Source organism: Thermomonospora catenispora (assembly GCF_006363815.1).
Classification (GTDB): Bacteria; Actinomycetota; Actinomycetes; order Streptosporangiales; family Streptosporangiaceae; genus Thermomonospora; species Thermomonospora catenispora.
This window is the reverse complement of the sequence record NZ_RRYT01000020.1, coordinates 1-18,857: the sequence shown is the minus strand read 5'-3', so window position 1 is coordinate 18,857 and position 18,857 is coordinate 1. Positions and strand designations below refer to the sequence as shown.

Sequence of the window (18,857 nt, the reverse complement as noted above, 5' to 3'; positions counted from 1 at the left end):
ACCCGGGATACGGGCCTCCCTTCGGATGTTGGGACGATCACCCTTATGACGACGTGTGGGGTCTACGTCGCGGCCGGTGACGCCGCCAGCCTCAAGGCGACGATCGCGCTCGGGCTGACCGAGCTCCTGTCCCGGCGGGTCGGATCGGTCGGGGTGTTCCGCCCGGTGGTCCGCCGGGGCGTCCGCGACGACCTGGTGGAGACGCTGCGCAGCCGTTTCAAGCTGACGTGCGCCTACGACGACTGCATCGGGGTCACCTACGACGACCTGCACGCCGACCGCGAGGCCGCCGTCCGCGAGATCGAGAGGCGCTACCGCCGGCTGGCCGCGCGGTGCGCCGCGGTCGTGGTGGTCGGCGCCGACCACAGCGACGTGGGCGAGCCCGCGCCCGCCGGATTCGACGCGGCCGTCGGCGCCCTGCTGGGCGTCCCGGTGATCTGCGTGGTCAACGGGCTGGAACGCACCCCGCGGCAGACCGCCGAGGCCGTCGACCTGACCGTCAAGGAGACCCGCGGCGAGGGCGCCGAGCCGCTGGCCGTCGTCGTCACCCGCGTCCCGCCCGGGCGGCTGGAGGAGGTCCGCGCGGCCTGCGTGCGCTCCGACGACCTGCCGGTGTACGCGCTGCCGGAGGTCCCCCGGCTGGAGCGGCCGACCATCAGCGCGCTGATGGACGCCTGCGGCGGCTATCTGATGCTGGGGGAGGAGCACCAGCTCGGCCGGGAGGCGTCCGGGCTGATGGTGGGCGCGATGACGCTGCCCAACATCCTCAACCGCCTCACCGACGGCGTGGCGGTGCTGATCCCCTCCGACCGGGCCGCCGCGCTGCTGCCCGGCCTGCTCACCGCGCACGCCGCCCCGACCTTCCCGGCGCTGTCGGGGATCATCATGACCGGCGGGATGGAGCTGCCGGAATCGGTCGCCCGGCTGCTGGACGGCATGTCGGTGCGGCTGCCGGTGATCATCACCGAGGGCGACACCTTCGAGACCGCGACCCGGCTGTCGGCCGCCACCGGCCGCCGGTTCACCCCCGACGCGCACGGCAAGATCGAGACCGCGCTGGGCCTGTTCGCCGACCACATCGACGGCGCCGAGCTGGCGCGCCGGCTCGGGGTGCGCCGCCGCAGCGCGGTCACCCCGCTGATGTTCGAGTACGAGCTGCTGGAACGCGCCCGTGCCGATCGACGGCGGATCGTGCTGCCCGAGGGCGACGAGCCGCGGGTGCTGCACGCCGCCGACATCCTGCTGCGCCGCGGCATCGCGGACCTGACCCTGCTCGGCGACGAGGAGACGATCCGCACCGAGGCCGCCGAGCTGGGCCTGGACGTCTCGGCCGCCCGGGTGGTCAGCCCCTTCGACCGGGAGCTGCGGGAACGGTTCGCGGTCGAGTACGCCCGGCTGCGCAAGCACCGCGGCGTGACCTACCGGCTGGCCCGCGACCTGGTCACCGACGTGCAGTACTTCGGGGCGCTGATGGTGCACCTCGGCCTCGCCGACGGAATGGTGTCCGGTGCGGTGCACACCACCGCGCACACCGTCCGTCCCGCCCTGGAGATCGTCAAGACCGCTCCCGGTGCCGGGATCGTCTCCAGCGTGCACCTGGTGTGCCTGTCCGACCGGGTGCTGGTGTACGGGGACTGCCTGGTGGTCCCCTCCCCGGACCCCCAGCGGCTGGCCGCGATCGCGCTGTCGGCCGCCGGCACCGCCCGCCGGTTCGGCATCGACCCCCGGGTCGCGATCCTGTCCCGACCCGACGGGCCCGACGACGACGCGGAACGGTCCCGGGCCGTCGAGATCGTCCGCGAGCGCGCCCCCGGCCTGGCGGTGGAGGGGCCGGTCGCGCACGACGACGTCGCCGCCGAGGCCACCGTCTACGCCGTCCCCGACCTGGACATCGGGGACGCCCTGGTGCGCCGCCGGCGCGCCGCCGGGGCCAGCGTGATCGGCCCCGTCCTGCAGGGGCTGCGCCGGCCGGTGAACGCGCTGCCGCCGCGCGCCACGGTGCAGGACATCGTGAACGCGGTGGCGATCACCGCCATCCAGGCCCAGCCCGCCCCCGCGGTCCCCGATCAGCCCGCCAGGCCGTTCTCGTAGGCGAACACCACGGCCTGGGTGCGGTCCCGCAGGCCCAGCTTGGCCAGCACATGCCCGACGTGGGTCTTGACGGTCTGCTCGGCCAGCACCAGTTCCGCGGCGATCTCCGCGTTCGACAGGCCGCGCGCGATCAGCCGCAGCACGTCCAGTTCGCGCGGGGTCAGCGCGGCGGTCGCCGTCGGACTGGGTCGTTGATGCCGTCGGCGCCGGGCGAAGTCCCTGATCAGTCTCCGGGTGACCGACGGGGCCAGCAAGGCGTCCCCGGCCGCCACCACCCGCACCCCGTTGATCAGGTCGGCCGCCGACGCGTCCTTGAGCAGGAACCCGCTGGCCCCCGCGCCGAGCGCCTCATAGACGTACTCGTCCAGATCGAACGTGGTCAGCACCAGCACCCGAGGCCCGGTCGCACTCCCGTCGTCGGCGTCGAGCGGCTCGCCGACGATCTTCGCGGTGGCGGCCAGCCCGTCCATCTCCGGCATCCGGACGTCCATCACCACCACGTCCGGGGCCAGTTCGCCGGCCAGCGCCACGGCCTCCACCCCGTTGCCGGCCTGTCCGACCACCTCGATGTCGGGAGCGGACGACAGCAGGGCGGCCAGTCCGTCGCGGATCATCTCCTGATCGTCGGCGATCAGCACGCGAATGGTCACGATCACCACCCTAGGCGGGGACGGCCCCGGGGCGCCCCCTGCGGCGTCACTCGTTCCCGTAGGGAAGCGTCGCGGCCACCCTCCAGCCGGCGGGTTCGACGGGGCCCGCCGACAGGGCGCCGCCGAGCATCGCCACCCGTTCGCGCATCCCGACCAGCCCGTGCCCACCGCCCGGCTCGGCCGGGGCGGTGCGCGGCCCGTCGTCGGTCACCGTCACCGCCAGCGCATCCGACCGGTATGCGACCTCGACCCGCACATGGGAGCCGGGCGCATGGCGAGCGGCGTTGCTGAGCGACTCCTGGACGATCCGGTACGCCGACAGGTCCACTCCCGCCGCCACCGGACGCGGCACCCCCACGATCACCGCGTCGACCGTCAGCCCGGCCTGCCGCGCCCCGGCGACCAGGTCCTCCAGACGCTCCAGCCCGGGCTGCGGGCGCCGCTCGGCGTCGTCGTCCTCGGCCCGCAGCAGTCCCACCACCCGGCGGGTCTCGGTCAGCGCCTCCCGGGCCGCGTCCCGCACCAGCGCGAACGTGTCCTTGGCCGCCTCCGGCAGATCCGGGATCTTGTACGGCGCCGCCTCCGCCTGCATCGCGATCACCGACATGTGGTGGGCCACCACATCGTGCAGCTCCCGGGCGATCCGGGCGCGCTCCTCCAGGCGGGCCTGCCGGGCCAGATCCTGCCGGCGCAACGCCTCCTGCTCGGCCAAGCTCAGCTCGGCGGCGTACCGTCCGCCGACCGCGTCCCCGAAGCTGAGCGCCAGCACCACGATCCCGGCCAGGATCAACCCGAACCAGTCCGGCATCCCCGCCACCGCCACCGCCGGGACGAGCAGACCGCCGGCGGTCAGCGCACCGACCCCCGCCGCGACCGACCGCTCGTACCCGAGCGCGACGAAGAAGCAGATCACCACGAACGCCAGCCAGGACGTCACCGGCCACGGCCAGAAGTAGGCCTCGCGCAGCAGCAGCGCCCCGGCCAGCATGCCCGACGCGCTGATCCGCCAGGCCACCAGCGGCCACCGCCACGCCAGCGCCAGCGGCGCCGCCTGCGACACCGCCAGCAGCGACGCCACCACGGGGCGCGGCGGCGGGGCGTACAGGATCAGCGGGATGGCGATCGACCCGCCGACGAAGCCCACCGCCATCGCCAGCAGCAGCGACTGTCCCAGCCAGCGCACCCAGCGGCGGTCGGGCGTCAGCCGGCGCGGCGGTTCCTTGGGGGCGCGCAGTGCGGCGTCCGCCAACGCGCGGCGGGACATCGCATAGAGGGAGCCGGCCCTGTCGGGGCGGCGGCCTGTGGGATGCTCGCTCATCGAGCACGAGCTTAGGAGCGGTCCCGTCCGGCGGCCTGCCCCCGCAGCGGGATCTTGCGACCGGCTCCGAGGTATCACCGCCCGGACACCCGCACGACCTCGCATAAGCCCACCGGGAGCGGGCAAGCCCCGGCCATGACCGCCGAAGACAGCACACCGTCTCCCGCGTCCCCTGCGCACCACGAGCACAACACCGCCGTGGCCACCATGATCGCCTCGGCGGCGGCGGTGGGCGGATTCCTGTTCGGCTACGACACCTCCGTGATCAACGGGACCGTGGACGCGCTGCGCCGGCAGTTCGGCCTCGGCTCGTTCGTCGTCGGGCTGGTGGTGGCCTCGGCGCTGCTGGGCTGTGCGGCGGGCGCATGGCTGGCCGGGCCGCTGGCCGACCGGATCGGCCGGGTCCGCACGATGCTGGTGGCCGCGCTGCTGTTCGTGATCAGCTCGATCGGCTCGGCGCTGGCCGTCACCCCCTACGACCTGACGGCCTGGCGGCTGGCGGCCGGACTGGCGATCGGCGCGGCCTCGGTGATCGCACCCGCCTACATCGCCGAGATCGCGCCCGCGCGTCTGCGCGGCCGGCTCGGCTCGCTGCAGCAGCTGGCCATCGTCACCGGCATCTTCGCCGCGCTGCTGGCCGACTACCTGATCGCCCGGATCTCCGAGGGCGGCGCGTCCGGGGAGTTCCCGCTGGGCGGCACGGCCTGGCGGTGGATGTTCGCCAGCGCGGCGCTGCCCGCGGTGATCTACGGGGCGATCGCGCTGAGCATCCCCGAGTCGCCGCGTTTCCTGGTCAAGCGGCACCGCGAGGCGGAGGCCCGGCCGGTGCTGCGGCGGGTGATGGGGCCGGCCGCCGACGTGGAGGCCAGGATCCGCGACATCGCCCGCACACTGCGCGAGGACCGCCCGGTCCAGCTGCGCGACCTGCGCGGCCCCCGGCTGGGGCTGCTGCCGATCGTGTGGGTGGGCATCCTGCTGTCGGTCTTCCAGCAGTTCGTCGGCATCAACGTGATCTTCTACTACTCCTCCTCGCTGTGGCAGGCGGTCGGCTTCAGCGAGGGCGACGCCATGTTCACCTCGGTGATCACCTCGATCACCAACATCGTCACCACCCTGGTCGCCATCGCGCTGATCGACCGGATCGGCCGCCGTCGGCTGCTGCTGGCCGGAGCCGCCGGGATGACGGTCACGCTGGCCGTCATGACCGTCGCGTTCGCCACCGCGCCCGTCGTGGACGGCGAGCCGGCGCTCGGCCCGGTGGCCGGCCCGGTCGCGCTGGTCGCCGCCAACCTGTACGTGTTCTCCTTCGGCGCCACCTGGGGACCGGTGGTGTGGGTGCTGCTGGGCGAGATGTTCAACAACTTCATCCGGGCCGCCGCGCTGGCCGTGGCCGCCTCCGCCCAGTGGGTCGCCAACTGGCTGATCACCATGACCTTCCCGGCCATGGCCGACCTCGGCCTGGGCTTCGCCTACGGCTTCTACACGCTCTCGGCGGCCGTGGCGTTCGTGTTCGTCCGCACGGCCGTCCGCGAGACCAAGGGCCGCGAGCTGGAGGACATGGACGAGCTGTACGGCACGCCGAAGGCCCGGCGGGCCTGAGACGCGCCGGCGGGGGCGCGACGGCGGATATGATGGCGGGCATGGCAGGCGCGTTCGAGAGCATGACCGAGACCACGACTACGCCGGGCGTCTCCCGGCGGTGCTCGCTCACGCGCTGACCACGAGCGTTCGGCCAGGCCCCGGGAGCGGTCCCGGGGCCTTGGTGTTTCCCGGAGCCCGCTCCCCACAGCGGAAAGGAACCCGATCATGAAGCCGGCTGCCCCCGGTGAGGTCGGCGGCTCGATACCATCGGGCGCCGACAACCCTGACCCTTCCGACCGAGGAGAACCCGTGTCCACCGTGTCTGAGCTGCGCATCACCCTCGACGGACGCGAGCAGGTGGTGGCGGCGGGCACCACCGCGGGCGAGGCGCTGGGCGCGGACGGCAAGAACGTCATCGCCGCCCGGGTCGGCGGTGAGCTGCGCGACCTGACCTATCAGGTACAGGACGGCGACGTGGTCGAGCCCGTCGAGATCGGCTCCGAAGACGGCCGCGCCATCTTGCGGCACTCCACCGCGCACGTCATGGCGCAGGCCGTGCAAGAGCTGTTCCCCGAGGCCAAGCTGGGCATCGGCCCGCCGGTGGAGAACGGCTTCTACTACGACTTCGACGTGCCCGAGCCGTTCACCCCCGAGGACCTCAAGCGCATCGAGAAGCGGATGCGCGAGATCATCAAGCAGGGACAGCGGTTCTCCCGGCGGGCGGTCACCGACGAGGAGGCCCGCGCCGAGCTGGCCGACGAGCCCTACAAGCTGGAGCTGATCGATCTCAAGGGCGGCGCCTCGGCCGACGACGGGTCCAGCGTGGAGGTCGGCGCCGGACAGCTGACCATCTACGACAACCTGGACCCCAAGACCGGCGAGCTGTGCTGGAAGGACCTGTGCCGGGGCCCGCACCTGCCGACCACCCGGCACATCCCGGCGTTCAAGCTGATGCGCTCCGGCGGGGCGTACTGGCGCGGCAGCGAGAAGAACCCGCAGCTGCAGCGGATCTACGGCACCGCCTGGGAGTCCCGCGAGAAGCAGGACGAGTACCTGAAGATGCTCGAGGAGGCCGAGAAGCGGGACCACCGCAAGCTCGGCGTCGAGCTGGACCTGTTCTCGTTCCCCAACGAGATCGGCAGCGGCCTGGCCGTCTTCCATCCCAAGGGCGGGATCGTCCGCAAGGTGATGGAGGAGTACTCGCGCAAGCGGCACGAGGAGGCGGGGTATGAGTTCGTCTACACCCCGCACATCACCAAGGGCGCCCTGTACGAGGTCTCCGGGCACCTGGGCTGGTACAAGGACGACATGTTCCCGCCCATGGACGTGGACGGGGGCGAGTACTACCTCAAGCCGATGAACTGCCCGATGCACAACCTGATCTATCGGGCGCGCGGGCGGTCCTATCGCGAGCTGCCGCTGCGGCTGTTCGAGTTCGGGTCGGTGTACCGGTACGAGAAGTCCGGCGTGGTGCACGGCCTGACCCGGGTGCGCGGGATGACCCAGGACGACGCGCACATCTACTGCACCCGGGAGCAGATGGTCGACGAGCTCAAGAGCCTGCTGGGCTTCGTGCTGGACCTGCTGCGCGACTACGGGCTCAGCGAGTTCTACCTGGAGCTGTCCACCCGCGACGACTCCGACAAGTTCATCGGCACCGACGCCGACTGGGCCGAGGCGACCGCCGCGCTCCAGGAGGCCGCCGCCTCCTCCGGCCTGGAGCTGGTGGACGACCCCGGCGGCGCCGCGTTCTACGGCCCGAAGATCTCCGTGCAGGCCAAGGACGCGATCGGCCGGACCTGGCAGCTGTCGACCATCCAGGTGGACTTCAACCAGCCCAAGCGGTTCGAGCTGGAGTACCAGGCCGCCGACGGCAGCCGGCAGCAGCCGGTGATGATCCATCGGGCGCTGTTCGGCTCGATCGAGCGGTTCTTCGGGGTGCTGCTGGAGCACTACGCCGGGGCGCTGCCGCCGTGGCTGGCGCCGGTTCAGGTGGTCGGCATCCCGATCGGCGAGGCGCACGTGCCGCACCTGGAGAAGGTGATGGCCGCGCTGCGCGCCCGGGGGATCCGGGCCGAGGTGGACGCCTCCGCCGACCGGATGCAGAAGAAGATCCGCAACGCCCAGAAGGCCAAGATCCCGTACATGCTGCTGGCCGGGGACGACGATGTGTCCAAGGACGCGGTGTCGTTCCGCTACCGCACCGGGAGGCAGAAGAACGGGGTGCCGATCGACGAGGCGATCGAGGAGATCGTCCAGGCGGTCGAGCAGCGCGTGCAGATCTGACCCGTCGGCCCCGCCGGGCCGTCCCGTGGCCGGGAGATCGGCCGGGGACGGCCCGGCGGGTCGCCGCCCTCGACCCCCGACCACGATCAGAGGCAGAGCCGATGAAGACTGCGACGCGGCACGCCGGTCTGCTGCGGTACCTCGGGTACGGCGGCTCCCTGCTGTTGGTGGTGGCCGCGCTGGTGGTGCTGGCGCTGCCGCTGCTGAACTCCGGCGACGGAGCCCGGACGGCGGCGGACGAACGGACCTCCGGCGGAGCACGGCCGACCGCCCCGCAGGACGGCGGGCCCGCCGCGCCCGTCGACGACCCGGTCCGGCCGACCGCCGGTCGCGGCGGCACCGCCGCGACCGGCGGCGACCCGATCGACCGTCAGCAGATCGGCGGCTCCGGCGACCCGCTCGCCCAGGCCGGCGGCCAGGTCCGCCGCTACTGCCCCCGCGGCATGGGCGCCGTCCGGTACACCATGACCGACCTGCAGGTCACCGTGCAGACGTCGGGCGCATCGTTCGTCCAGGTCGAGGTCCACCTGCAGGGCCTGACCAGCCGCAAGCAGACCGCCCAGCTCAAGGGCGGGCAGCCCTACACCTTCACCTTCCGCCAGGTGCTGGCCGACCAGGTGGAGCGCATCCAGGTCCGCTCGGTGGGGGCCACCGTCCCGCAGACCTGCGACCTCCCCCTGGCCTGACCCCTGCGGCCGGATCCCGGTCCGGCCTCACATGCCCTTCCCCTGCGGAGCCCGGTGCGCGTCGGGACCGCCGGGCGGGAGCACGTCGTCGACGATCACGTTCACGGCGCCGACCCGCATCCCCAGCATCCGGCTGATCACCCGCGCCACGTTGGCCTTGAGCCGCCGGGCCGCGTCCATGACCACGCAGCCGTACTCGACCACCACGGTCAGGTCCACCGTCGCCTCGTTGTCGCGGACCCGGACCCGGACGGGTTCGTCGGCGCGCTCACTGAGCGCGGCGACGCCGGACACCTCCAGGGCGGCCAGCGCGGCGACCTTCTCCACCACCTCGTCCTCGATCGTGATCCGGCCCTTGACCACCGCGGCGGTCTCCGGCCGGTTCTCGCCCGGACCGGCCACCGCCTGATCCCCGGGCGGGGGAGGGGAGGGCGGCGGCGCCATCGGGGGCGCCGCCGTGGGGGCGCTCAGCGGCTGCGGCCCGCCCGACAGCGGCACCCCCGACGGGGGCGTCGCGTGCCGTCCCGACGGGCCCGGGAAGAACGGCGTCACCCCGCCTCCCGGCCGTCCCGCCTCCTCGTCGCGCATCCCGCCCTCGGCGGAACGGCTGTCGTCCAGATCGCTCATCGCCCGCCCCCACCGCTGTCGATCGTCGGTGCTTTCCACCGGGTCCGTCGCAGATGCCCATCGTGTCGGAATCGGCCGCCGCGGCAGGGGCGAAACGCCGTGGTTCCCCGCACCGACATCCGGCGCACGGCGTGGCCCGGCTTCAATCGCCCGCCCGTCGCTCTCTATGCTGCATTGACAGGCGAGTAAAGGAGAGCGCCGTCTTGAGCGTAGAGCCGAAGGAACCCGACCTGCCGCAGACACGTCTCGACGCGGCCGGGGGCGGAGACCAGCCGCCGTGGGACCTGGAGGAGGAACGCGGCGGAGCGGGCGTGCCCGACTCGTTCCAGCGGCTGTGGACGCCTCACCGGATGGCCTACATCAAGGGTGAGGGCAAGCCCACCGGCTCCGGGCCGGGGGACGGGTGTCCCTTCTGCGAGATCCCCGAGATGGACGACGAGGAAGGGTTGATCGTCGCCCGCGGCGAAGCGGTGTTCGTGGTGCTCAACCTCTACCCGTACAACTCCGGGCACCTGATGGTCGTCCCGTACCGGCACATCGCCGACTACACCGAGCTGGACGACGCGGAGACCGCCGAGCTGGCCGCCTACACCAAGCGGGCGTTGACCGCGTTGCGCAAGGCCAGCGGAGCGCAGGGCTTCAACGTCGGCCTCAACCTGGGCGCGGTCGCCGGGGCCGGCATCGCCGCGCACCTGCACCAGCACGTGGTGCCCCGCTGGGGCGGGGACACCAACTTCATGCCGGTGATCGGCCGCACCAAGGTGCTGCCCCAGCTGCTGCGCGACACCCGCCGTCTGGTGGCCGACGCCTGGCCGCAGGACTGAGCGCCCCGCGGCCGGGCGCCCGGCCGCGGAACGCTCAGCCCTGCTGTCCGGTGGCCGCCACCTTGTCGGCCAGGTGCGACGGCAGCGGCTCGTACCGCAGGAACCGGCGGGTGAACGTGCCGGTGCCCTGCGTCATGGAGCGCAGGTCGATGGCGTACCGGGTGATCTCCAGCTGCGGCACCTCCGCCTTGATCATCGTCCGGCCGCCGGGCACCGACTCGCTGCCCAGCACCCGGCCGCGCCGCGCCGACAGATCCGACATCACCGTGCCCACGTACTCGTCGGGCACCAGCACCTCCAGCTCGTCCACCGGCTCCAGCAGCAGCATCGGCACCTTGCTCGCGGCGTCCTTGAGGGCCAGCGCCCCGGCGGTCTGGAACGCCATGTCGGAGGAGTCCACCGAGTGGGCCTTGCCGTCGAACAGCTTGACCCGGATGTCCACCACCGGATATCCGGCCACCACGCCCCGCGCCATCTGCGTCTTGACGCCCTTCTCCACCGACGGGATGAACTGGCGCGGCACCACCCCGCCGACGATCTTGTCGGTGAACTCGAACCCCTCGCCCGAGCCCAGCGGCTCGACCTCCACATGACAGATCGCGTACTGGCCGTGACCGCCGCTCTGCTTGACGTGCCGGCCCATGCCCCGGGCGCGTCCGCCGAACGTCTCCCGCAGCGGCACGCGCAGCTCGACGGTCTCCACCTCGACCCCGTACCGCGACTTGAGCCGGTCCAGCAGCACGTCGGCGTGCGCCTCGCCCATGCACCACAGCACCAGCTGGCGGGTCTCGGCGTTGTTCTCCAGCCGCAGCGTCGGATCCTCGGCCACCAGCCGGGACAGCGCCTGGCTGAGCTTGTCCTCGTCGGCCTTGGACTTGGCCTCGATGGCGACCGGCAGCAGCGGGTCGGGCATCCGCCAGGGCGTCATCAGCAACGGCCGGTCCTTGTCGGAGATGGTGTCGCCGGTCTCGGCGCGGGTCAGCTTGGCGATCGCGCAGACGTCCCCGGCGATGCAGGCGTCGATGGTCCGCTGGTGCTTGCCCAGCGGCGAGGACAGCGCGCCGATCCGCTCGTCCACGTCGTGGTCCTCATGTCCGCGGTCGGTCAGCCCGTGCCCGGACACGTGCACCACGGTGTCCGGGCGCAGCGTTCCGGAGAACACCCGGACCAGCGAGATCCGTCCCACGTACGGGTCGGAGACGGTCTTGACCACCTCGGCCAGCAGCGGCCCGTCCGGGTCGCAGGTCAGGTCCTCGACCGGCCGGCCGTCGATCGTGGTGACCGGGGGCAGGCCGTGCTCCAGCGGAGACGGGAACGCCTGGGTGATCACCTCCAGCAGCTCCAGGACGCCGATCACCGGACCGGGCCGGTCGCCGTGCGGCACCGCGGTGCACAGCACCGGGTAGAACCCGCCCCGCGCGACCGCCTTCTCCAGGTCGGCGATCAGCGACGCGACGTCGAGCTCCTCGCCGGCCAGGTACCGGTCCATCAGGGTCTCGTCCTCGCTCTCCTGGATGATCCCCTCGATCAGCGCGCTGCGCTGCTCGGCGATCCGGTCCAGGTACTGCGGGTCGGGCTCGCACTCCACCCGCGTGCCGGAGGCGTAGTCGAAACAGGTCTGGGTCAGCAGGCCGAACAGCTTGTTCCCGACCGGGAACCAGCACGGCAGCACGCCCTCTCCGAACGCCTCCTGGCAGGCCGCCAGCACCTCGTCGAAGTCGCCCCGCTGCTGGTCGATCTTGGTGATCACCACGGCTCGGGGCATGCCGACCTGGGCGCACTCCTCCCACAGCATCCGGGTCAGCCCGTCCACGCCGTCGACCGCCGAGACCACGAACAATGCGGCGTCGGCGGCCCGCAGCCCGGCCCGCAGGTCTCCGACGAAGTCCGCATAGCCGGGGGTGTCCAGCAGATTGACCTTGACGCCGCGGTGCTCCAGCGGCGCCACCGAGAGGTTGACCGAGCGGTGCTGGCGTATCTCGACCTCGTCGTAATCGCTGACCGTCGAGCCGTCCTCGACGCGACCGGGCCGCTGGATCGTACCGGTCGCAGCGAGCAGCGCCTCGACGAGGGTGGTCTTGCCCGCCCCGGAATGGCCGACCAGCACGACGTTGCGGATCTCGTCGGGCCGGACGGCCTTCGGTGCCCTGCCCGCGGCTCCCGGGTGAGTCTTCTCCGCCATGGCTGCCTCCCTCGGACGGGCGGGCCCCTCGGGCCCGCACGGCTTCGGCCCGCTCCGGCCTCGGATCGGGCCGTTGGGGTGCCGAGTGCGGCGCCGTGGGGTGACCGGCGTCACACCCGTTGCACCACGATTTCCCGACCTGACGCCGAACACAAGGGGTCATCCCCGGAAAAGACCCAGATGTACGGCACGGGTGCGGCAAGGTGTGCCCAGACGGGGAGGCGCGGCACCGCCCCGAGGTCCGCCTGCCGCCAGATCAGCCACTACGATGGGCGCCCCGTGGCAATCCGCCCGGAGCCTTTCGTATCCCGAGACGAGAACGGATGGCGATGCTCAACAAACTGCGGCCCGCGCTGGGACGCGTCCTGACCCCGATCGGACAGGCCGTGGCGCGTACCGGAGTGTCGCCCAACATGATCACCGTGATCGGTACCGTGGGCGTGGTCACCGGCGCGCTCGGGCTGTTCCCCCGCGGCGAGTTCTTCTGGGGCACCGTGGCGATCACCGCGTTCGTCGTGTTCGACATGCTGGACGGCGCGGTCGCCCGGGTCACCGGGAAGATCTCCCCCTGGGGCGCCTTCTTGGACTCCACCTCCGACCGGGTCGCCGACGCGGCCATCTTCGCCGGGCTGATGGCCGGGCTGCTGGCCGCCGACCGCCGCCCGCTCGCCTACCTCGCGCTGTACTGCCTGGTCGCCGGGGCGGTCGTCTCGTACGCCAAGGCGCGCGCCGAAGGGCTGGGCTACACCTGCAACGTGGGGATCGCCGAACGCTCCGAACGACTGATCATCGTGCTGGTGGCGACCGGGCTCGACGGGCTCGGCGTCCCGCACGTGCTGGCCGGCGCGCTGTGGCTGCTGGCCGTGCTGAGCACCTTCACCGTCGGTCAGCGGTTCATGGCGGTCCGCCGGCAGGCGCTCGCCGACGGCGCCTCCCCGTCGCGCGTTCCGGAGCCGAGTGCATGACCCTTCCCGACCCCGCCCGAATCCGGGAGCGGGCCGCCGACGCCGCGTACGCGCTGGGCTGGAAGGTGGTCCGCAGGATGCCCGAGCGGGCCGCGCGGACGCTGTTCGCCTCGCTGGCCGACCGCGCCTGGCGGCAGCGCGGCAGGGGAGTGCGGCAGCTGGAGAAGAACCTGTGCCGGGTGCTGGGCAAGGAGGCCGTCGACGAGGAGGTCCGCCTGCTCTCCAGGCGGGCGATGCGCTCCTACATGCGGTACTGGATGGAGGTCTTCCGCCTCCCGGAGATCAGCCGTGAGCGCATCCTGAACGACATGATCGTCAGCGGCCACGAGCGGGTCTTCGCCACGCTGGACGCCGGCCGCGGCGTGGTGCTCGCCCTGCCCCACATGGGCAACTACGAGCAGGCGGGGGCGTGGGTGACGCTGCACGGCTACTCGTTCACCACCGTCGCCGAGCGGCTCCGCCCCGAGTCGCTGTTCGACCGGTTCCTGGCGTTCCGGGAGAGCCTGGGCTTTGAGGTGCTGCCGCTGGGCGGCGGCAGCACCGGCGCGATGGCGTTCGGCACGCTGGCGCGGCGGCTGCGCGCCGGCCGGCTGGTGGCCCTGGTCGCCGACCGGGATCTCACCGCCGGCGGCCTGGAGGTGGAGTTCTTCGGCCGACCCGCCCGCCTGCCCGCCGGGCCGGCCGCGCTGGCGGTGCAGACCGGCGCCGCGCTGTTCCCCGTGACCCTGTGGTACGAGGGCGACAAATGGGCGGCCCGGGTGCACGAGGAGATCCCCGTCCCGGACACCGGTGACCGCAAGGAGAAGGTCCGCGCGATGACCCAGCGGCTCGCGCTGGCCTTCCAAGAGGGCATCGCCGAACACCCCGAGGACTGGCATATGCTGCAGAAAGTCTGGGTGGAGGATCTGTCGTGAAGATCGGGATCGTCTGCCCGTACACCTGGGACGTCCCCGGCGGCGTCCAGCAGCACATCCGCGACCTGGCCGAGGCGCTGCTCGCGGCCGGGCATCAGGTGTCGGTGCTGACCCCCGCCGACGACGACACCCCCCTGCCGCATTACGTGGTCGGCGCCGGCCGCGCGGTGCCGGTGCCCTACAACGGATCGGTGGCGCGGCTGGCGTTCGGGTTCCTGTCCGCGAGCCGGGTGCGGCGCTGGATCCGCGACGGCGGCTTCGACGTGCTGCACGTCCACGAGCCCGCCGCCCCCTCGCTGGGCATCCTGGCCTGCTGGGCGGCCGACGGCCCCATCGTCGGGACGTTCCACGCCTCCTATGAGCGCTCCCGGGTGGTGTCGGTGACCGCCCCGATCCTGCAGAGCGCCCTGGAGAAGATCACCGGTCGGATCGCGGTGTCCGAGGCGGCCCGCAAGACCCTGGTGGAGCATCTGGGCGGCGACGCGGTGCTGATCCCCAACGGGGTCGCCACCGAGCGGTACGCGATGGCCGACCCGCTGCCGGGCTGGCCCGGCCGCGGCGACGGCGCCGAGCCCAGGCCCGGCGGCGGCACGCTGGGGTTCCTCGGCCGGATGGACGAGCCCCGCAAGGGCCTGCAGGTGCTGTTGAAGGCGTTCGAGATCCTCGGCCGGCGCCGGCCGGAGCTGCGGCTGCTGGTGGCCGGTCCGGGGGACGCCGACGACGTGCTGTCCAAGGTCTCCCCCGAGCTGCGCGACCGGGTGGCGCTGCTGGGGATGGTCAGCGACGAGGACAAGGTCCGCGCCTACCACTCCGTGGACGTGTTCGTGGCCCCCAACCTCGGCGGCGAGTCGTTCGGGATCGTGCTGGCCGAGGCGATGGCGGCGGGCGCCCCCATCCTGGCCAGCGACATCGACGCCTTCCGCAAGGTGCTGCAGGACGGCAGGGCCGGGGTGCTGTTCCCGGTCGGCGACCATCGGGCGCTGGCCGAGGCCGCCGACGAGCTGCTGGACGACCCGGCCCGCCGCAAGCAGCTGTCGGCGGAGGCCCGGGCGGCGGTGCGCGCCTACGACTGGTCCACCGTCGCGCGGGACGTGGTGCGGGTCTATGAGACCGTCGCGGTGGACGGGGCGCGGGTCGTCGAGGCCGGAGTCACCGCCTGATGATCCCCTCCTGGCTGCCCGATCTGCTGCTCTGGCTGGCCGTGCTGGTCCTGGCGGGGCTGTATGTGTCGTGGCGGGCGACCCGGCTGGACCGGCTGCACGTCCGGGTGGAGACCGCGCGGGCCGCGCTGGACGCCGCGCTGGTGCGGCGCGCCGCCGTCGCCCTGGAGCTGGCCGCCTCCCGGCTGCTGGACCCGGCCACCAGCCTGGTGCTGGCCACCGCCGCGCACGAGGCCCGCACCGCCGACGCCGACGGTCGCGAGTTCGCCGAGAGCGACCTGTCGCGCGCCTTGCGCGCCGTGGTCGGCCAGCCGGACTTCCGCGCCACGCTGGAGTCGCGCGGGGAGGGGACCGCGCTGCTGGACGAGTTGGAGGCGGCCTGCCGCAAGGTGACCTTCGCCCGCCGGTTCTACAACGACGCGGTGGCCGCCACCCGGAACGCGCGACGCAAGCTGCTGGTGCGGGTGATCCCGCTGGCGGGCAGGGCGCCGGTGCCCGACTTCTTCGAGATCGACGACGATCCGCCCGAGTTCTGACTTCTCCGCCGGTCTCTTCCGCCGAGCCCCTTCGCCGGGCTCCGTCGCCGGGTTCCTTCGCCCGCGGGGCGCGGCCGCCGCAGGCGAAGAAGCCCGACCTCCGACGGGTTCAAGCATCGTGTCCGGTCGGTTACTCTCGGCCCAGTTCGACGTGAAAGTCGAGGGAAGGGCTGGATGTGCGCTTTGCGGAACGCCGGGCGATCGCCGCGATGGCCCTCGGCGCGCTGGGAGCGGGGCTGACCTCCTGTTCATCGGACGGATCGCCGCCGAACGGGACCACCCGGCCGCCCATCGCCTCGGCGTCGCCGACCGCGACCGCCCTGCCGTACCACCCGTTCAACGGGGGCTCCGAGGGGCTGGACAACCCGGTCCTGGCCGTCAAGATCGAGAACACCCGGCCCGCGCTGCCGCAGTCGGGGGTCCGCGCCGCCGACATCGTCTACGTCGAGCAGGTCGAGGGCGGCGAGACCAGGCTGATGGCGATCTACTCCTCCGCGCTGCCGCGGACGGTCGGGCCGGTGCGCAGCGCCCGCGTCTCCGACCTGGAGATCCTGCGCCAGTACGGCCGGCCCGCCTTCGCCTTCTCGGGCGTGAACCCCGCGTTCAAAAGGCAGATCCGGCGCGCCCCGATCCATGAGATCTCCCAGGAGACCGCCGGCTCGGTCTACTTCCGCTCCAGCGCCCGGCGGATCCCCTACAACCTGTACGCCGACCCGCGGGAGCTGCTGAAGAAGGCGCCCCGGGCCGACCGGCCCCGGGACATCGGCTTCCGCTTCGGCCCGGCGCCCCCCGGCGGCCGGCCCACCGCGTCCTTCACCGCCCGGTGGCCCTCGGCGACCATGGGCTTCACCTGGTCGGCCGCCCAGAGGCGCTGGCTGACCACCCACGGCGGCCGCACCAACGTCGCGGCCGAGGGCGGGGTGATCGGCCCGCGGACGGTCGTCGTCCAGTACACCAAGACCACCCGGTCCCGCTACCGGGACGTCAACGGCGCCTACACCCCGGTCATCCACACCGTCGGCGGCGGCCGCGCGCTCGTGCTGCGCGACGGGAAGTCCTATGAGGCGCGCTGGTCCCGCCCCGCCGCCGATCAGGGGACGACCTTCACCACGGCGGACGGGCGCCCCATGACGTTCGCCCCCGGGCAGGTCTGGGTCGTGTTCCTCAACGAGGACGGCCCCACGATCCCCTGAGCCCCGACACCGTGTAACGCCGAACGAGACACAAGCGACACTTCGGCGAGTCGTAGTGCATGTCGGGCAGGCATACCATGGACATGCCATAGTCGTCCGTTTCGTGAGGTAACCCGGTGTCCACTGCCAGTTCCGTCCCCGCCGACCAGACCGCCCAGCCCGGCCAGACCGCCCCCGAGACCGGGACCGCCAGGGTCAAGCGCGGCATGGCGGAGATGCTCAAGGGCGGCGTGATCATGGATGTGGTCACACCCGAACAGGCCAAGATCGCCGAGGACGCCGGCGCGGTCGCGGTCATGGCCCTGGAGCGGGTGCCCGCCGACATCCGCGCCGAGGGGGGCGTCTCCCGGATGAGCGACCCCGAGATGATCGAGAGCATCATGGACGCGGTGTCCATCCCGGTGATGGCCAAGGCCAGGATCGGGCACTTCGTCGAGGCCCAGGTGCTGCAGGCCCTCGGTGTCGACTACATCGACGAGTCCGAGGTGCTCACCCCGGCCGACTACAGCAACCACATCGACAAGTGGGCGTTCACCGTGCCGTTCGTGTGCGGCGCCACCAACCTCGGCGAGGCGCTGCGCCGGATCGCCGAGGGCGCCGCGATGATCCGCTCCAAGGGCGAGGCCGGCACCGGCGACGTGTCCAACGCCGTCACCCACATGCGGCGGATCCGTTCCGAGATCAAGCGGCTCTCGGCGCTGCCCGAGGACGAGCTGTACGTGGCCGCCAAGGAGCTGCAGGCCCCCTATGAGCTGGTCAAGGAGGTCGCGCAGACCGGGAAGCTGCCGGTGGTGCTGTTCACCGCGGGCGGCATCGCCACCCCCGCCGACGCGGCCATGATGATGCAGCTCGGCGCCGAGGGGGTGTTCGTCGGCTCGGGCATCTTCAAGTCCGGCGACCCGGTCCGCCGCGCCGAGGCCATCGTCAAGGCCACCACCTTCTACGACGATCCCGACGTGATCGCCAAGGTCTCCCGCGGGCTCGGCGAGGCCATGGTGGGCATCAACGTCGACGCCCTCGCCGACCGGGAGCGGCTGGCCACCCGCGGCTGGTGACGCGGCCGCCGCTCGCCGCCCGCTCCGATGCGGGTTACGCTGGCGGCTGCCGCCCCGGCGCAGGGACGCGACGGGGCGGGCGGCAGGAGGGGAGACTATGGCCTGGTCGGTTGCGCTCGCCTGCGCCATCGAGGGGGAACCCGCCGAGGTCTTCCGCCCGGGGATGAGCCCGGACGCGGCCGCCGCCGCGGGGATCGCCCAGGGCCTGCACCCCGCCGCGGGCGTGGTGGAGACCGGCGAGACGGTGCTGGACTTCGCGCTGTGGCCGTACGAGGACGAGGTGTTCGTCGGGGCCTATGAGCGCGCGCTGCTGGTGTGCGACCGGCGGCTGTACGGGATGGACGAGGACGCTCGCCGCATCGCCGACACCGTCGGCCGCGCCCTCCCCGGCGGCACCGCCGGGGTGCTGGTCCTGCACGCCGTGGTCTCCGGCTGCTGGTTCCGCCGGTACGTGGGCGGCGAGCTGGTCCGCGACGTGTTCGTCACCGCCGAGGACGGGGTGGTGGTCGACCAGGGGGAGCGCCTGCCCGTCGAACAGCCCTACTGGAAGGCCGTCGACGCCGGCGCCCCCGACGTCCCTCTGCCCTTCGATCAGGAGGCCTTCGGGCTGGACCTGGCCGCGGCCTACATGTTCGGCCGCGGCATCGCCGACCGCGGGGAGGACGGCTTCCTCCCCCTCGAGCTGCCCCTGCGCCGCTTCGTGCTGCGCGCGCTCCGCGCCCGCGGGCGGGTGTGAGCGCCGCAGGGCCGCGGCCGGCGCGCCCGGCCGGCCGTGCGCGGCTTGCGCGC

At 72.8% G+C, this 18,857-nt stretch carries 16 protein-coding genes; 12 read left to right on the top strand and 4 right to left on the bottom strand.

Annotated features, from left to right (window positions below; genetic code table 11):
- Positions 1 to 45: 45 nt before the first annotated feature.
- Positions 46 to 2,091, top strand: a complete 2,046-nt coding sequence (gene pta, locus EIO00_RS16160) for a phosphate acetyltransferase (RefSeq protein WP_140179829.1) — start codon at positions 46 to 48, stop codon at positions 2,089 to 2,091.
- Here the strand turns inward: pta and EIO00_RS16155 are convergent.
- Together EIO00_RS16155 and EIO00_RS16150 are read right to left on the bottom strand one after the other, a co-directional pair.
- Positions 2,067 to 2,741, bottom strand: a complete 675-nt coding sequence (locus EIO00_RS16155; protein WP_140179827.1) for a response regulator — start codon at positions 2,739 to 2,741, stop codon at positions 2,067 to 2,069. The genes pta and EIO00_RS16155 overlap by 25 nt on opposite strands.
- A 46-nt stretch (positions 2,742 to 2,787) precedes the next feature.
- A complete protein-coding gene (locus tag EIO00_RS16150; protein ID WP_241661389.1) occupies positions 2,788 to 4,059 on the bottom strand; it encodes a sensor histidine kinase in 1,272 nt (423 codons plus the stop codon).
- A gap of 135 nt (positions 4,060 to 4,194) precedes the next feature.
- On the opposite strand from EIO00_RS16150, the gene EIO00_RS16145 reads away from it, so the two are divergent.
- From EIO00_RS16145 to EIO00_RS16135, 3 genes are all read left to right on the top strand, one after another.
- On the top strand, positions 4,195 to 5,658 hold the full coding sequence (locus EIO00_RS16145) for a sugar porter family MFS transporter (protein ID WP_140179825.1): 1,464 nt from the start codon (positions 4,195 to 4,197) through the stop codon (positions 5,656 to 5,658).
- A 291-nt stretch (positions 5,659 to 5,949) separates the two neighbouring features.
- Entirely contained in the window at positions 5,950 to 7,926 is a 1,977-nt protein-coding gene (gene thrS, locus EIO00_RS16140) for a threonine--tRNA ligase (protein WP_140179823.1), read from the top strand.
- A gap of 101 nt (positions 7,927 to 8,027) precedes the next feature.
- On the top strand, positions 8,028 to 8,612 hold the full coding sequence (locus EIO00_RS16135; protein ID WP_140179821.1) for a hypothetical protein: 585 nt from the start codon (positions 8,028 to 8,030) through the stop codon (positions 8,610 to 8,612).
- Positions 8,613 to 8,639: 27 nt separating this feature from the next.
- Here the strand turns inward: EIO00_RS16135 and EIO00_RS16130 are convergent, their stop codons facing one another.
- Positions 8,640 to 9,278: an Asp23/Gls24 family envelope stress response protein gene (locus EIO00_RS16130; RefSeq protein WP_140179819.1), complete on the bottom strand. Its 639-nt coding sequence runs from the start codon at positions 9,276 to 9,278 to the stop codon at positions 8,640 to 8,642.
- Positions 9,279 to 9,523: 245 nt separating this feature from the next.
- Here EIO00_RS16130 and EIO00_RS16125 point away from each other — a divergent pair, with 245 nt between their 5' ends.
- Entirely contained in the window at positions 9,524 to 10,063 is a 540-nt protein-coding gene (locus tag EIO00_RS16125) for an HIT family protein (RefSeq protein WP_241661399.1), read from the top strand.
- Positions 10,064 to 10,097: 34 nt separating this feature from the next.
- Here the strand turns inward: EIO00_RS16125 and EIO00_RS16120 are convergent, their stop codons facing one another.
- Positions 10,098 to 12,245 carry an elongation factor G-like protein EF-G2 gene (locus EIO00_RS16120; protein ID WP_140179817.1) on the bottom strand — a complete coding sequence of 716 codons (2,148 nt, stop codon included), beginning with the start codon at positions 12,243 to 12,245 and terminating at the stop codon, positions 10,098 to 10,100.
- Positions 12,246 to 12,574: 329 nt separating this feature from the next.
- On the opposite strand from EIO00_RS16120, the gene pgsA reads away from it, so the two are divergent.
- The 7 genes from pgsA to EIO00_RS16085 all read left to right on the top strand — a co-directional run bounded on the left by pgsA (position 12,575) and on the right by EIO00_RS16085 (position 18,804).
- Positions 12,575 to 13,210, top strand: coding sequence for a phosphatidylinositol phosphate synthase (pgsA, locus tag EIO00_RS16115; protein WP_140179966.1), 636 nt, complete (start codon positions 12,575 to 12,577; stop codon positions 13,208 to 13,210).
- Positions 13,207 to 14,124: a phosphatidylinositol mannoside acyltransferase gene (locus EIO00_RS16110; RefSeq protein ID WP_175596249.1), complete on the top strand. Its 918-nt coding sequence runs from the start codon at positions 13,207 to 13,209 to the stop codon at positions 14,122 to 14,124. Before pgsA ends, EIO00_RS16110 begins: the two co-directional genes overlap by 4 nt.
- A complete protein-coding gene (locus EIO00_RS16105) occupies positions 14,121 to 15,284 on the top strand; it encodes a glycosyltransferase family 4 protein (protein ID WP_140179815.1) in 1,164 nt (387 codons plus the stop codon). The genes EIO00_RS16110 and EIO00_RS16105 overlap by 4 nt, the downstream gene beginning before the upstream one ends.
- A complete protein-coding gene (locus EIO00_RS16100) occupies positions 15,284 to 15,820 on the top strand; it encodes a LemA family protein (protein WP_140179813.1) in 537 nt (178 codons plus the stop codon). The genes EIO00_RS16105 and EIO00_RS16100 overlap by 1 nt, the downstream gene beginning before the upstream one ends.
- A 176-nt stretch (positions 15,821 to 15,996) precedes the next feature.
- Positions 15,997 to 17,013, top strand: a complete 1,017-nt coding sequence (locus EIO00_RS16095; RefSeq protein WP_241661388.1) for a DUF3048 domain-containing protein — start codon at positions 15,997 to 15,999, stop codon at positions 17,011 to 17,013.
- A 116-nt stretch (positions 17,014 to 17,129) separates the two neighbouring features.
- Entirely contained in the window at positions 17,130 to 18,068 is a 939-nt protein-coding gene (pdxS, locus tag EIO00_RS16090; RefSeq protein ID WP_140179811.1) for a pyridoxal 5'-phosphate synthase lyase subunit PdxS, read from the top strand.
- 97 nt (positions 18,069 to 18,165) lie between these two features.
- A complete protein-coding gene (locus EIO00_RS16085) occupies positions 18,166 to 18,804 on the top strand; it encodes a DUF6928 family protein (RefSeq protein WP_140179809.1) in 639 nt (212 codons plus the stop codon).
- The last annotated feature ends 53 nt before the right edge of the window (positions 18,805 to 18,857 follow it).

Coding starts and splice junctions, on each gene's coding strand:
- EIO00_RS16110 (WP_175596249.1), top strand. CDS start 13,207: ATGACCCTTCCCGACCCCGCCCGAATCCGGGAGCGGGCCGCCGACGCC.
- EIO00_RS16100 (WP_140179813.1), top strand. CDS start 15,284: ATGATCCCCTCCTGGCTGCCCGATCTGCTGCTCTGGCTGGCCGTGCTG.
- EIO00_RS16145 (WP_140179825.1), top strand. CDS start 4,195: ATGACCGCCGAAGACAGCACACCGTCTCCCGCGTCCCCTGCGCACCAC.
- pta (WP_140179829.1), top strand. CDS start 46: ATGACGACGTGTGGGGTCTACGTCGCGGCCGGTGACGCCGCCAGCCTC.
- pgsA (WP_140179966.1), top strand. CDS start 12,575: ATGCTCAACAAACTGCGGCCCGCGCTGGGACGCGTCCTGACCCCGATC.
- EIO00_RS16135 (WP_140179821.1), top strand. CDS start 8,028: ATGAAGACTGCGACGCGGCACGCCGGTCTGCTGCGGTACCTCGGGTAC.
- EIO00_RS16150 (WP_241661389.1), bottom strand. CDS start 4,059: ATGAGCGAGCATCCCACAGGCCGCCGCCCCGACAGGGCCGGCTCCCTC.
- EIO00_RS16120 (WP_140179817.1), bottom strand. CDS start 12,245: ATGGCGGAGAAGACTCACCCGGGAGCCGCGGGCAGGGCACCGAAGGCC.
- EIO00_RS16085 (WP_140179809.1), top strand. CDS start 18,166: ATGGCCTGGTCGGTTGCGCTCGCCTGCGCCATCGAGGGGGAACCCGCC.